Here is a 12767-nt window from a genome sequence, read left to right as displayed (position 1 = left end):
AAGGGCCCCATGGTGACCACCCTGGTTTTGGCCGAAAAGCCCAGTGTCGCCCGTGACATCGCGCGTGTCCTGGGCGCGCGTGCGCGCCACGAGGGTTATCTCGAAGGCGGCGGCTATCGCGTCACCTGGGCGCTGGGGCATCTGGTACACTTCGCCGAGCCGGATGACTACGGAACGCAAGAGCGCGCGGCGGGGGATGATCAGGCCACCTCGGGTGGAACAGTCAATTGGGCCGGACGCTGGTCGCTCGCCCAACTGCCAATGATCCCGGCGCGCTGGCGGTTGCGCACCGACAAAAAGACCTCGGCGCAGTTCAAGATCGTCAAGGCGCTGTTGAATGCCCCGGAAACCGAGCGCCTGGTCTGCGCCACGGATGCCGGGCGCGAGGGCGAGGCCATTTTCCGGCTCATCTACCAGCATGCGCGCTGCACCAAGCCGGTGGAGCGGCTATGGATCTCGAGCCTGACCGACGAGGCCATTCGCGCCGGCTTCCAGGCGCTCAAACCCGGCAGCGCCTTCGATCCACTCGCCGCCGCCGCGCGCGCCCGTGCCCAGGCCGATTGGCTGATCGGCATGAATCTGACCCGCGCCTATACGGTGCGCAACCGCGTGCTCTGCACCATCGGACGGGTACAGACGCCGACGCTGGCGATGATCGTGGCGCGCGATGCCGCCATCGCCGCCTTCCAGAAAGCCTACTTTTATGAACTGGTCGCGCACCTGCGCGAGGGCTTTGACGCCCGCCTGGCGCCGCACTGGCCAGAGGATAGCGAGACGCGCATCGATGATAAGGCCAAGGCCGAAAAGCACCGCGAGCAGCTCGCCCCGCACCACAGCGGCACTGTCGCCGACATCCAGCGCAAGGAACGCCGTCAACGCCCGCCGCCGCTCTATGATTTGACCAATCTGCAACGCGACGCCAACCGGCATTTCGGCTTCACCGCCGCCAAGACGCTTGAACTCGCCCAGCAACTCTATGAGCAATACAAGCTGATCAGCTATCCGCGCACCGAGAGCCGCCACATCAGCGAGGACATGCTGCCCCAGTTGCCGGGTATTCTCGGCGCCCTCGGCCACCCGCTCGCGCCCGTCGCCGCCGAGCGCCTGGCCGCCGGGCACAAGCTCAGTAAAGCCTATGTCGACAAAACGCGGCTGACCGATCACCACGCCATCCTGCCCACCCAGACCCGGGCGCCAACCAGCCTGCCCGAGCCGCTCAAACACATCTATGATCTGGTCTGCGCGCGCTTTGTCGCCGTTTTTCTGCCCGATCAGCGGGTGCTCGACATCCATGTCCGGCTCGACATCGGCGGCGCCTGCTTTCTCGCCCAGGCGGCGCGGGTGCTGGATCCGGGCTGGAAAGCCGCCGAGCTGAAAACCAAGCGCACCGCCAGCGAGCCCGACACCGAGCCGCCCCAGACCGCCGCCCTGGCCGCGCTGGAGCAAGGCCAGACTGTCACTGTCGATGGGCTTGAGGTGGTCGAGAAAGAAACCCAGGCGCCGCGCCCATTCGATGACGCCAGCCTGCTGAACGCGATGAAAAACGCCGGGCGCGAGATCGAGGACGATGCGCTGGCGGCGGCGATGAAGGACAGCGGACTCGGCACCCCGGCCACCCGCGCCGAGATCATCGAGAAGCTGATTCGCACCGGTTATGTGGAACGCCAGCGCAAAACCCTGCGAGCCACCGAAAAGGGCCGGGTGCTGATCGCGCTGGTCGCCGAGCCCCTGCGCAGCCCCGAGCTGACCGCTGAGTGGGAGCAGCGCCTGAAGGCCATCGAGCGCGGCGAGAGCGATGCCGAGGCCTTCTATCGCGACATCTGTGATTTTATCCGCGCGCTCATCCCCCGGGTGGCCGAGGGTGCCGCCATGAGCGCCGAGCAGATCGTCGCCGCGCGCGCGCTCGCGCCGGGCAACAAAGGGAGTACCAAGGGCGGCAAGAGCACGCGCGGGAAAGGCCGGGGCAAGCGCGCGCCCCGGTCTACAGCCGATCTCGGCACTTGCCCCATCTGCCAGCAGGGCCAGATCACCGAGAACTCCCGCGCCTTCGGCTGCGACCGCTACCGGGACGGCTGCGGCTTTACCGTCTGGAAAACTATCGCCGGGCACCAGGTCACCCCGACCGAACTCCAAGCCCTGATCGAGACCGGCCAGACCGCGCCCCTAGGTGATTTCCGCTCCAAAGCCGGCAAGGCGTTCAGCGCCCGCTTGCGGCTTGACGCCAAGGGCCGGGTCAAGCTCGACTTCGATACGCCCTCGCCTCAAACCAGCACAGCACCCGAGACGAGTCCGCGACCTGTCCCGTCGTCAGCCGCGACCGAGCAGCCGGAAGCCCAGTCCCAATCGCTTCCCCTAGCCTCATCCCCCAACCAAACTTCTGGCCTCGGAGCTTGTCCAAAGTGTCGACAGGGGCAAATCATCAAAGGGCGCCGTGGCTATGGTTGCAACCGCTATCGGGAGGGCTGCGACTTCGTCATCTGGCGCGAGCAGTTTGGAGTGCAGCTCGATGAGCAACACATCCGCGACCTGATCGCGCGCGGAGAAAGCGCCCCTATCGATGGTCTGATGGATCCCGATGGCGTGCCGAGCAGGGCCTGCCTGCGACTGGACGCCGAGGACGGCATCCGGATGATCCCTGTCGCGAGCAAAAAATCCTCCACTGGAAACCATTGATCGGCTAGTATTGAAGAGAACAAGCCCAATCATTCTTAAGGTGACCTGGGAGCCAGATTCGCCGGTGCAACCGGCACGGAGACAACCATGAGCGCAATCAGCAGCATTTCCAGCTTTCAACCGCTGAACTACCCGCAACAGAGCATTGGCAACATGTCGTCGGCGGCACTGAGCCAACAACAGGGTTCATCGCCGCTCGAGAACGGCGCGCCCATGCCGGAGCAAACCCAGCTGCAGGATAGGTTGCAAGATCGCTCGCAGAGCCAATTGCAAATCGGGCAGCAAGAGGGTGCCTTCCGCCCGGGCGAACAACCCGGGGCGCGCTCGAGCATGCTGGAATCAGTGCCTGGACAAAATCCACCCGGCACCGAGACCACCAATCCCGCCAGCACGACAGGCCCTGGACGCTCGGACATGAGCGCCGGGAATAATCTCACGCCGACACTGCAAGCCTTGACGCGCGCCACGGGGCCGCTGGAGACCGGCCAGGCCAATCCCGGTGCGGAGAACATCATGAGCGAAGGCGCGCGGGACATGAATGTCAACGAACAAGTGCGCCAAAATGTCACACGACTGATGGATTCCTACGGGAGCCAGTCGCGTGGCGGAGATCCCTCTGCCTTCAGTTCCTTCTCCGGTCGTGCCTAATGCCAGCGCCTGATCCCCGTTTCTGATCCCAGTTCTTAATCCCATTGCTTGACCCGGGCGCTCGATATTGGCCTCACGCGCGTCCGGGCTCGCGCCTGAATCGCAGCCGAGCCCTCTCAGCCATGCGGGGTCAGTACCCGGGCAATGTCCTCGGGACACTCAAACAGAAAATCCGGCTGCAAGGCGCGCAGGGCATCCGGGTGGTTGTAGCCCCAGGCGACGGCACCACTTGCCGCCTTGGCCGCGCGCGCGGCCTCCAAGTCCCGCACCTCATCGCCGATGTAGAGCAGTTGCCCGGGTGCGAGCCGATAACGCCGCCGCAGGGCGCGCAGGCTTGTCGCCTTGCCGCCGAGGCTCAGACCGGCTTCCACCCGCTCAAAGAGCCCGAAGTGACACTCCCCCAGAACGGAGGCGATATTCTCCGGCGCGTTGGAGCTGACGATGGCCAGTCTCAGGCCGTGGGCGCGTAGGCTTTGCACCAGGCTGGGAATGCCGGGAAAGAGCCGGATTTGGTCGATCTCCCGCGCCATCAACTGGCGCAAGGCGCGGGCCACCCGCGGGCGCTTCCACCACGCAATCCCAAGCCGGCGCAAAATGGCCGCCGCGCTAAGTTGGCGCAGCTTGGGCTCCTCAGCGGGACTTGGGGCGCGAAAGCCATGGCGCGGAGCCAACCGATTCAGAGCACCCACCAGCCAGCCGTAACTGTCGGCCAGGGTACCGTCGAAATCGAACGCCACCAGCCCAAAGCTTCCGTCCACCCCTCCGCACCGAGGTGAGCCGGTCGGCGTGGCATCATGCTGGCTTGAGCTGGTCATGGCGCCCGCACGCCGGCAGCCTGGCCCGCGCGGTGACAGATTTCATCGACCGGAGGTCGCCCGGCATGCTGGAATGCCACCCATCCAACCCGCAAGTCTCCTCGACGTCCAAGAAGCCAACCGCGATGACACCTGTGCAACTCCAGATCCTTTACGACAACATCCCGGGCGCGCCTGGCACGCGTCCCCTCTGGGGTTTCTCTGCCCTTATTGAGTTTGGCCTCGCCTTCGGGTCCGAGGGGCCGAGCCACCGCTTGCTGTTTGACACTGGCAGCAACGGACGCGTGCTGCTGGCCAACATGCACGCGCTTGGCGTGGCGCCGACCGACATCGACTGGCTGTTTCTGTCGCATGCACATTGGGATCATATTGGCGGGCTGGATTCGATACTCGAACTTAACCCCCGCATCAAGTGCGTGCTGCACAGCGGCTTCTCCAAACATCTGCTTGGCGATTTGATCGACCTTGGGATCCACTGCCTTATTGCCGATGACGAACCGCTCCAGATCGCCAAGGGCGTGCATTCCACCGGCATGCTCGCAAGCGACCCACCCGAGCATGCGCTGGTGCTCGAGACACCAAGCGGTGCTGCGGTCATCAGCGGTTGCGCCCACCCAGGCATGAGCGCCCTGGTCGCCAGGGCGAACGACTGGCTGCCCGCGCCGGCGCGCTGGGCCATCGGTGGTTTTCATCTGATGTACTCCGACGCGTCGGCCATTGCTGCCGAGATCCAGCGGTTGCGGGATCTCGGCATCACCGATGTGATGGCCACCCATTGCACGGGCGAAGCCGGCATCGCTGCTTTCCATCATGCCTTTGGCGAAAATGCCCATGCCGGCGGCGCCGGGGCTCAATTGCGCCTGTGAGCGCGGCGGCCCAATACCATGGCAAGCATCAGGATCTTCTGTTCGAGCCAGGCAAACAGAGCCCGCGCCCGGGATTGCGCCAGCCAGATGCCAAGCAAAACACCCAAGGCATCGGCCAGCCAATCGGGCAGACTGGCAACACGCACCGGCAGCAGACCCTGCACCCATTCCAACAGGGCTCCGAGCAGAATCAGCCCCAGCAGAGCCAGGCGCTGGTGGCGCGGATAGAGGACGGCGAAGAAAAACCCCAGAACCGCATAAGCCAGCAGATGCTGAAGCTTGTCGCCACCATCAAATCCCGGTGGCACACTGGTCGGCAGCACCGATAGCACCACCACCAGAATCACCAGCAACCAGGCGATGCCGCGCCAAAACTTGAGCCGGATCGGCTGGCCATGCGCTGATGAGGCACCAAGGCAATTCATAGTGTCATTCATTACCCAAGGAGATTCCCAAGATGAGCCAAATTCCCATGCATTATCACACCGCTTACAGCTGGACAGGAGATGGCGAAGGTGGCGATATCGCCATTGACGAGCATGCGACCTTGCCAGTTGGCTCCCCGCACAGCCATGATCGCTTCAGCCCCGAGCACCTGCTGGTGGTCGCGGCCGAGACCTGCCTCGCAAACTATGTGCTGGTCATCGCCGGCATGTCACAACTCGAGATCAAAGACTACCGCTCAACCGCCGAGGGCGAGCTGATCCAGGAGGGCAAGATCGGCTACCGTTTCAAGCGCATTCTGATTCGCCCCGAACTGACAGTTGCCGCCGGCAAAGAGGAGCAGGGACAGAGGATACTGGAAAAATCTCACAAGCTCTGTTTGATTGCACGCTCGCTCAACTGCCCAGTGGACATGGAACCGACGGTTAAGGCAGCCGCTGATTAAGACCTTGAGCCTGTTGGGCGTTCGGAAAAGCGGCTGCTTTATACTGACCAGGCTCGCTTCAGCTGGCGTTTCGCCACTGCGATCCGCTCTTGCCCCGCCTGACACCACGCACCCTGACGAACAATGACTGAGTTCTTCATCCTTGGCCTGGTGCTTGGACTTGCCGCCGGTGTCGCGCCTGGGCCTTTGTTGACGCTGGTGCTGGCCGAGGCGCTGCGCCATGGCACGGCTGCCGGGGTGCGGGTCGCGCTTGCGCCCTTGATCACCGATCTGCCGCTGGTGCTGGCGAGCTGGTTGCTGCTGCGTCAGTGGGCGGATTCCGATGCCGTGCTCGGTGCCCTGTCGCTGGTGGGTAGCCTGCTGGTGTTCGGCTTTGGTTTGCAGACACTGCGCGCGCCGGCTCAGTTGCCCAACCCCAAGGCAGTGCCAGTCGCGCCCCATTCGCTGCGCAAGGGCCTGCTGGCCAATGTGTTTAGCCCCCACCCTTATTTGTTTTGGCTGGGTGTTGGCGGGCCGATTCTGACTCGCGCCGGCGAAACTGGCGCACTAGCGCCAGCGGCTTTTCTGCTGAGCTTTTATGGATTGCTGGTTGGCACCAAGGTGCTGATTGCAATGCTGATGGGCCGCACGCGCGGATACCTGAACCAGCGTGCCTACCGCACAGTCCTTGTTGTGCTTGGGCTCGCGCTTTGCGCCCTGGCGCTTGGTCTGGCGCGGGACGGTCTGCGATTGCTCGGGTGGTGAATCCATTAGGCGAATCCATTCGTCCCTACACAGAAATGTCTTAAGATGTTGGAAACCTGCAAGATCAGTGGACCACTTGACTTCGGACTGATTGTCATCGGCGATGAGGTGCTGAATGGCACCCGCAGCGATGGCCATTTTCCGGCGCTGCGCGAGCGGCTGCTGGCGCGCGGGCATCAGCTGGCCTGGTATTGGATGCTGCCCGATGATCCGCCGACCATTGAGCGCCACTTGCGGCTGTCCTTTGCCTCTGGCGAGCCGGTCTTTTGCTGCGGCGGCATCGGCGCGACCCCGGATGACCATACCCGCGCCTGCGCCGCCGCCGCGGCTGGTACCCCCCTGGTGCAGCATCCCGAGGCGCGCGCCATCATTGAGGAGCGTTTTGGCGCCGAGGCCTATCCGCACCGAATTCTGATGGCCGAGCTCCCCGATGGCAGCACTCTGATCCCCAATCCGGTCACCCAGGTGCCGGGTTTTCAGATCCATCGACATTGCTTCCTGCCCGGCTTCCCGTCCATGGCCTGGCCAATGGCGGACTGGGTGCTCGACACTCTGTATGGGTCCACTGGAGAGCTGTCGGCGCCGCTCGCGGAACAAGCGATTGAGGTACTTGGGGTGCCAGAGAGTCAGCTCATCCCCATCATGCAGGCGCTTGGGGCGGAATTCCCCGCGTTCAAGCTCTTTAGCCTGCCGCACATGGGTGAGGACGCGCATATCCGCTTGGGCTTTCGCGGTCGCGGTGCGCTGGATTCCGCCATGAACGCACTCAAGGCGCGGCTCGGGGCGGCAAAGATGCGTTATCGCGAGCCCTAGCGCAAATCTGACACCTCGGCAACAAAGCGCGACACCGCGCGCTTGCGCGGTTGAATGCCAGCACAACCTGTTCCAGAGACGGATCGGGGGGCAGTGTTTGGCGCTCCTGGATCTCGCCGGTTTTCAAGACCAGGCGGTTCCTTGAGGACAGGAGTTGGAAGCCAAGCGCGACAGCGGCATGGGGCTCGCCGCCTGATTGCGGCTCAACCATCTCGAAGTGCTCCAGTGAAACACGCAAACGCGGGCGAGCCAACAGGTCTTCTGGGTTCTCCACAGGGGCTTATCGCTGATCGCGACGACTGCGCAGCCAATTCAGGTGTCCGACGTCCAATCCACAACAGATGCAACCACTGAGAGAAGCGTTAAAGGTCAAGAGCAATCATCCCAGTTTTCACGCCTTTCGATCATTATTCGGAGGTCTTGGGATTTTCCAGCCGAAAAACATTAAAAGCCGGGCCGGTTGCGCAACTGTTAACCCGCTCGAATGCACAGAGTTTGGCGAATAGCGCAGGTTTATTCAATCTCATCCAGGAAAATGAAACCTAACCTGACCCGTTTGATTGGACCCGTTTGATTACAGTTAGCCTCCGTGGTTGGTCAAGGCTAGCGGTTCGTGGTGACATATGCCTTATCCGAGCGCGAAACCGATGTTGCCCGCCCCTACCATGACCGAGAAAACCAACCGCCTGCTCGATCCGAAAAACGATTACGTCTTCTTCCGCATCTTCTCCGAAGAGCCGGAGTTGCTGATCGATCTGATTAATGCGGTGCGCGCCGACGAACCACCGATTGTCGAGATCACCCTGCTTGATGCCCGCCTGACGCCCGAGCGCATCACCGGCAAGCGCCTGGTGCTGGATCTCAAGGGCGTCGATGAGCGCGGGCGGCGCTTCAACATCGAGATTCAGGTGCAACACTTCACGTTTTGGATCCGGCGCGCCATGATGTACCTCTCGCGCCTCTACAGCGAGCAACTCGAAGTCGGCAAGGACTACCAGCAAGCCCAGGCGGTCATCGGCATCCATCTGCTCGATTTCGACCTGTTCAAAGGCGAGCCCGGCGACAAGAACAATGCCCTGTGGCGCTTTGTGATGTACGATCCCCAGCGCGCCAAGCGCCTTGAGGAAACCATCGAGGTCAACATTGTCGAACTGCGCAAGGCCGACCGGCTCGGCCAACTCCCCGAGCGCCTGTCCGCTTGGATCGCTTACTTCGAGCACTGGAACGAGGAGGCTGTCATGAACAATCTCGCCCACCCCGCCGTTCAGAAAGCCCACGCCAAGCTGCGCGTCCTGAGCGCCGATGAGCAGGAGCGCTATTGGGCCGAAGCGCGCGCCCGTGCGCTAAGTGATGAGGTCACACTGCTGAACGCGGCACGCAGGGAAGGCCACAAGGAAGGCGCTATCGAAAGTACCCGCCGCACGCTGCTGCGCCAACTCCACAGTCGCTTCGGCGAGGCCGCTGCCGAACAAAGCAAGCCGATGCTCGAGCGTATCACCGATTTGGATCGGCTCGAGCAGCTTGCCGACGATGTTGTGCTGTGCACCGATGCCGACTCCTGGTTGGCTGCCTTGCACACCGCCGCCGAGCAGTGATTCGCATCCCTCAAGCGCAGCTATAAGGGGTTTCCGATTGTTAAAGTCATTTTTGTGATCCCCCCTTCTCCAGGCAGGCGGTGTCGCGCGCAGGGAAAATAATGCGAGCCTGGCCCGGTTTTTAAAGCTCAGCCGGGCCGGTTGAGCGAGAGCGAAAACAGCTTCGGTTGGAGCAAAACGTAACGCGATTTGATCGTCCTGGTCTGTTCCCGATATTTAAATCGATCCTGACCCGTTAAATTCGGTTAAATTCGACCCGTTAAATTCAGCGGCGAGCAACGGGTCCGAGCGCGCCACCTAAATGATCTCGGTGAGTGTGAGCGCCTGCTTGAGCCGCTCGCAGGCGAGCTTGGAGCCCTTCCAGCCGAAGGCATTGGCGCGAAAGCGTGATCGAAATTGCCAGGGGTGCTTTGGTTTGGACATAGAACCAGACTCCGATGCGTTGATTATGTCCTCTGATGATCGATTGGGGACTTTGGCAATGATTGCTTGCCCGATGTCGCCCCTGAAAGAGCGTATTGCGATTCTCTGGTTGATCGCGTCGATGAGATCGGAGGAACGCGCGTGCTACACTTTCGCACAGTCTTGATCCAAGAGCGGAGAGGTTCGATGATCCGACAGACAATTGTGGTTGCATTGATGGCTATGAGTCTTGCCGGCGGCAGCGAGAGCGCTCTGGCCTTCAAATGCATGCCCATCTATGGCAACTGGTGCGGGATCGATTGGCCCCAAGCCGGCCATGTTCCGCCACCTATCGACCCCTTCGACGCGGCCTGCATGCGACACGATCTTTGCACCGCCGGTTTTGGCTCCGATATTGCCTGCGATCGTGCCTTTGTGGGTGAATTGCATGCGCTGGCGTTGCGGCATGGTGGTCTGCCGCGTCCGCTGCAATGGGCCGAGTTTGTTATCCGCCTCAAGGCCGGTGGATACCCGTCCGGGATGCCGATGCCCTCGCCCTGGGATGTCATGGGATTGGCGTCCAGCCTGGCCGCCCCCTGTTGGTGAGGGCCTTTGCTCTGACGGCGGAGACCTGCCTGCCTCACTTCCGCGCACCAAGCCAATAGCAACACCCGCCCAGCAAACCGCTCACCCCCATTCCAACCAAGAGCGGCGTGGCGCTGCCGTTGTGCAACAGACTGATTAGCGAGCCGCTGAGTGCGCCCACTGCGAAGCGAACCGCGCCGCCGAAGGCCGAGGCGGTGCCGGCCAGCGCGGCGAAGTCTGCCATGAACCCAGCCATGGCATTGCCCATGATCAGTGCTGTCATGCCAAGATAAGCACCAGTCAAGGGTGCGATGAGCCACAGGCTTGGCTCGGGCACTTTAGTTAACCCCAGCAATAGCACGGCAACGAAGACCTGGACGCCAAGCCCAACGCGCAGCATCCGTTCGGCGCCAAAGCGCGGAATCAGGCGGGCGTTTAGTAGCGAGACCACCAGCGCCGCCGCCACATTGGCACCGAACAACGGGCCGAAGATCTGCGGCGAGATGCCATGCAGCTCGATATAGACGAAGGGCGAGCCCACCACAAAAGCCATTAGCCCCGCGAAGCTGGCCGAGGCCGTGCCCAGATAAGCCAGCGCTCGCCGATGGCCAAGAATGCGCCCATAGTGGCGCAGTTGCGCGCCTAGACGCGGCTGCCGCCGCTGCGGTGGTAGGGTTTCGGGAATAACCCGGGTGAATAGCAGTGCCGTGGCCAGAGTAATGATAAGGAGGGTGGCGAACACCCAGCGCCAGGAGCCCAGCAAGAGCAACAGTCCGCCAAGACTCGGTGCGATGAGTGGAGCCAGTCCCATGATCAACATCACCAGGGTCATCACCCGAGCATAGTCATCATTCGCGAAGCGGTCTCGAACCAAGGCCGGAATCGTCACGGCAATAGCGGCGCCGCCAATGGCTTGCAGACCGCGGCAGAGCAGCAGCAAGCTGATCGACGGGGCCAGTGCGCAGCCCAGCGCGCCGAGGGCAAAGACCAGCAAACCTCCGCCGATCAGCGGTCGGCGCCCGTGCACATCCGATAACGGCCCAAAGAATAACTGTGCGCTGGCGAAGAACCAAAGATACAGCGTCACACTCAACTGCGCCAGGCGGATATCGCTGTCCAGATCGCGCGCAAGTGTCGGCAAGCTCGGTAGGTAAAGATCGATCGCGAAGGGCGTCAGCGCCGCCAGGGCGCCAAGCGTTACGAGCAGCATCGGCGGCAGCGTCGCGCGGTGGATCATGCGAATTCCTTCACGCTAAAACCAGCGCCTGCGGTGCATCCGGGAGCCACAGGCCGCTGCGCGCGGCGATTTCCACCAGCGATTGAGCGGTGCTGCTCATATTGAATCCGCATGGCGTGGAAGTTGTACAGGGAAGCCATGACCGCCAGCACAAAGACCACGTGATTGATGCGCGCGGCTTGGGCACTCACCTCCCAGCCATGCCAGAGGCCGGTCAGCAGATAAAGCAGCCCGGTGCCGAGCAACAGCGCCCCGGCCAACCCAGGCAGGCGTCGCCGCGCGGCCGGTGTGAGTGGGTTGGGCACCGATTTCCCGGCGCCATGCAGTGTGCGGGTGAAGAGGACATAGACCGACAAGGCCAGAGCCATTCCGGCTGCCGCCGCGGAAAAGTCACCGACGGCAAGGGCGCGTTCGGCGGGAGTGGGATCGGGTTGGCGCAGGTCGGGCATGGATTCAGTCGTGCTTGGATCAAGCATCCTTCAGGGACCAAGCGCAGCTTGCTGCTGATAGCTCGCAATGCGGGTGTTAGCGATCATTCGGGCCAGCATCCATTGACAGCATCAGTTTCTTACGCCGCGCCCTCGTGATGCGGAGGCGCACCCTCTATCTCACGGAAGAACACAGCCAACCAAAGGGTGACCTGCTCAGGGTCGGTCCACACAACCCGGTGCCGGCAATGCGCGGGAATCAGAAGATGATCCCCTGGGTTTAGTAGCACCTCGCGCTGATCGTCGAATAATAGCCGTCCCGCGCCTTGCAGCACCAAGACCCACTCATGCTCGTCCTGGTCGTACCAGCCCGTCTCTGGCGACGACTGACCATGGGAGAGGATCCGCTCAATGCGCGCATGACGGGCGCGGATCAGTTCCTCGACAACTTCGCCTGGCAGCGTCGGCGGGATATCCTCGAACAGGTTTCCGATCAATTCCATTCTCGCGTGCACCAAGGGGCATGTGGCCTTCAGCGTTTGAATCGGGTGCCTGACACTCGCGCGCTGGTTAATCGCGAATAGGTGATCAGTGCGCGCAAGGTTATTGCGGCTGGCTCTCCGATCCCCTTGCCAGCGCCCGCGATGCCGGTTCTTCGCCGGTTGCGGGACGAACGCATCGGGTCTAGACTTCTCACTTTCGCGGATGTCTTCAGACAACCGTTTCCATGATGCTTCGCTGTCAGGATAACGCCTTGCGTCCCACCATTCCCACCGTCGCGATCACCCCGACTGCCGCCGATTCCCGATCAGGCGGCATGGTGGTTCTGCGTGCGCGTGATTTCGCAAGCGCGTTCCCCGCCCATCAACGTCGCACATCACCGCGCCGCTGCCACCTCAACCGCCGACCATTCGGCAAAACGCCAGCGCGCATGTGCTGATCGCCTGACCGGTCACCCCGTCAGTCGATCTGGCGGGGTTGAGCAACACCGGAGTGTCCAGGCTTCCGTCCCGAAACCTCCTGTTCGCAACGCCATCCCCGCCGTGGTTTGGCTGCCTTGGCCCGTCAGGGT

General features: G+C 62.5%; 14 protein-coding genes. 8 read left to right on the top strand and 6 right to left on the bottom strand.

All coding sequences use genetic code 11. From position 1 onward, the window contains the following. Positions 1 to 9: 9 nt before the first annotated feature. Both Thiowin_RS03330 and Thiowin_RS03325 read left to right on the top strand, forming a co-directional pair. A complete protein-coding gene (locus tag Thiowin_RS03330; RefSeq protein WP_328986324.1) occupies positions 10 to 2673 on the top strand; it encodes a type IA DNA topoisomerase in 2664 nt (887 codons plus the stop codon). A gap of 87 nt (positions 2674 to 2760) precedes the next feature. Next, positions 2761 to 3321, top strand: coding sequence for a hypothetical protein (locus Thiowin_RS03325; RefSeq protein ID WP_328986323.1), 561 nt, complete (start codon positions 2761 to 2763; stop codon positions 3319 to 3321). A 116-nt stretch (positions 3322 to 3437) separates the two neighbouring features. Here the strand turns inward: Thiowin_RS03325 and Thiowin_RS03320 are convergent, their stop codons facing one another. Then, on the bottom strand, positions 3438 to 4136 hold the full coding sequence (locus Thiowin_RS03320) for an HAD hydrolase-like protein (protein ID WP_328986322.1): 699 nt from the start codon (positions 4134 to 4136) through the stop codon (positions 3438 to 3440). 125 nt (positions 4137 to 4261) lie between these two features. On the opposite strand from Thiowin_RS03320, the gene Thiowin_RS03315 reads away from it, so the two are divergent. Then, entirely contained in the window at positions 4262 to 5002 is a 741-nt protein-coding gene (locus tag Thiowin_RS03315) for an MBL fold metallo-hydrolase (RefSeq protein ID WP_328986321.1), read from the top strand. Here the strand turns inward: Thiowin_RS03315 and Thiowin_RS03310 are convergent. After that, the gene (locus Thiowin_RS03310; protein WP_328986320.1) at positions 4987 to 5439 is read right to left on the bottom strand and encodes a VanZ family protein; all 453 of its coding nucleotides are present in this window, start codon (positions 5437 to 5439) and stop codon (positions 4987 to 4989) included. The genes Thiowin_RS03315 and Thiowin_RS03310 overlap by 16 nt on opposite strands. A gap of 20 nt (positions 5440 to 5459) precedes the next feature. On the opposite strand from Thiowin_RS03310, the gene Thiowin_RS03305 reads away from it, so the two are divergent. From Thiowin_RS03305 to Thiowin_RS03290, 4 genes are all read left to right on the top strand, one after another. After that, positions 5460 to 5891 carry an OsmC family protein gene (locus Thiowin_RS03305; RefSeq protein ID WP_328986319.1) on the top strand — a complete coding sequence of 144 codons (432 nt, stop codon included), beginning with the start codon at positions 5460 to 5462 and terminating at the stop codon, positions 5889 to 5891. 123 nt (positions 5892 to 6014) lie between these two features. Then, positions 6015 to 6635, top strand: coding sequence for a LysE family translocator (locus Thiowin_RS03300; protein WP_328986318.1), 621 nt, complete (start codon positions 6015 to 6017; stop codon positions 6633 to 6635). A gap of 45 nt (positions 6636 to 6680) precedes the next feature. Continuing rightward, entirely contained in the window at positions 6681 to 7448 is a 768-nt protein-coding gene (locus Thiowin_RS03295) for a competence/damage-inducible protein A (RefSeq protein ID WP_328986317.1), read from the top strand. 647 nt (positions 7449 to 8095) lie between these two features. Next, positions 8096 to 9043: an Rpn family recombination-promoting nuclease/putative transposase gene (locus tag Thiowin_RS03290; RefSeq protein WP_328986316.1), complete on the top strand. Its 948-nt coding sequence runs from the start codon at positions 8096 to 8098 to the stop codon at positions 9041 to 9043. A 297-nt stretch (positions 9044 to 9340) separates the two neighbouring features. Here Thiowin_RS03290 and Thiowin_RS03285 read toward each other — a convergent pair whose 3' ends face one another. Next, positions 9341 to 9466: a hypothetical protein gene (locus Thiowin_RS03285; protein WP_328986315.1), complete on the bottom strand. Its 126-nt coding sequence runs from the start codon at positions 9464 to 9466 to the stop codon at positions 9341 to 9343. Between the two features lie 186 nt (positions 9467 to 9652). Between Thiowin_RS03285 and Thiowin_RS03280 the strand changes: the two genes are divergently transcribed. Continuing rightward, entirely contained in the window at positions 9653 to 10051 is a 399-nt protein-coding gene (locus Thiowin_RS03280; protein ID WP_328986314.1) for a hypothetical protein, read from the top strand. Between the two features lie 34 nt (positions 10052 to 10085). On the opposite strand, the gene Thiowin_RS03275 is transcribed toward Thiowin_RS03280, so the two are convergent. The 3 genes from Thiowin_RS03275 to Thiowin_RS03265 all read right to left on the bottom strand — a co-directional run bounded on the left by Thiowin_RS03275 (position 10086) and on the right by Thiowin_RS03265 (position 12198). Further along, on the bottom strand, positions 10086 to 11267 hold the full coding sequence (locus tag Thiowin_RS03275; RefSeq protein WP_328986313.1) for a Bcr/CflA family multidrug efflux MFS transporter: 1182 nt from the start codon (positions 11265 to 11267) through the stop codon (positions 10086 to 10088). Then, positions 11264 to 11743 carry a hypothetical protein gene (locus Thiowin_RS03270; protein WP_328986312.1) on the bottom strand — a complete coding sequence of 160 codons (480 nt, stop codon included), beginning with the start codon at positions 11741 to 11743 and terminating at the stop codon, positions 11264 to 11266. The genes Thiowin_RS03275 and Thiowin_RS03270 overlap by 4 nt, the downstream gene beginning before the upstream one ends. Before the next feature lie 92 nt (positions 11744 to 11835). Next, on the bottom strand, positions 11836 to 12198 hold the full coding sequence (locus tag Thiowin_RS03265) for a cupin domain-containing protein (protein ID WP_328986311.1): 363 nt from the start codon (positions 12196 to 12198) through the stop codon (positions 11836 to 11838). Between the last annotated feature and the right edge of the window lie 569 nt (positions 12199 to 12767).

It is taken from the genome of Thiorhodovibrio winogradskyi (genome assembly GCF_036208045.1).
GTDB classification, from domain to species: Bacteria; Pseudomonadota; Gammaproteobacteria; order Chromatiales; family Chromatiaceae; genus Thiorhodovibrio; species Thiorhodovibrio winogradskyi.
Note: the sequence above shows the minus strand (reverse complement) of the source record. Positions and strands in the feature narration are given on the sequence as shown.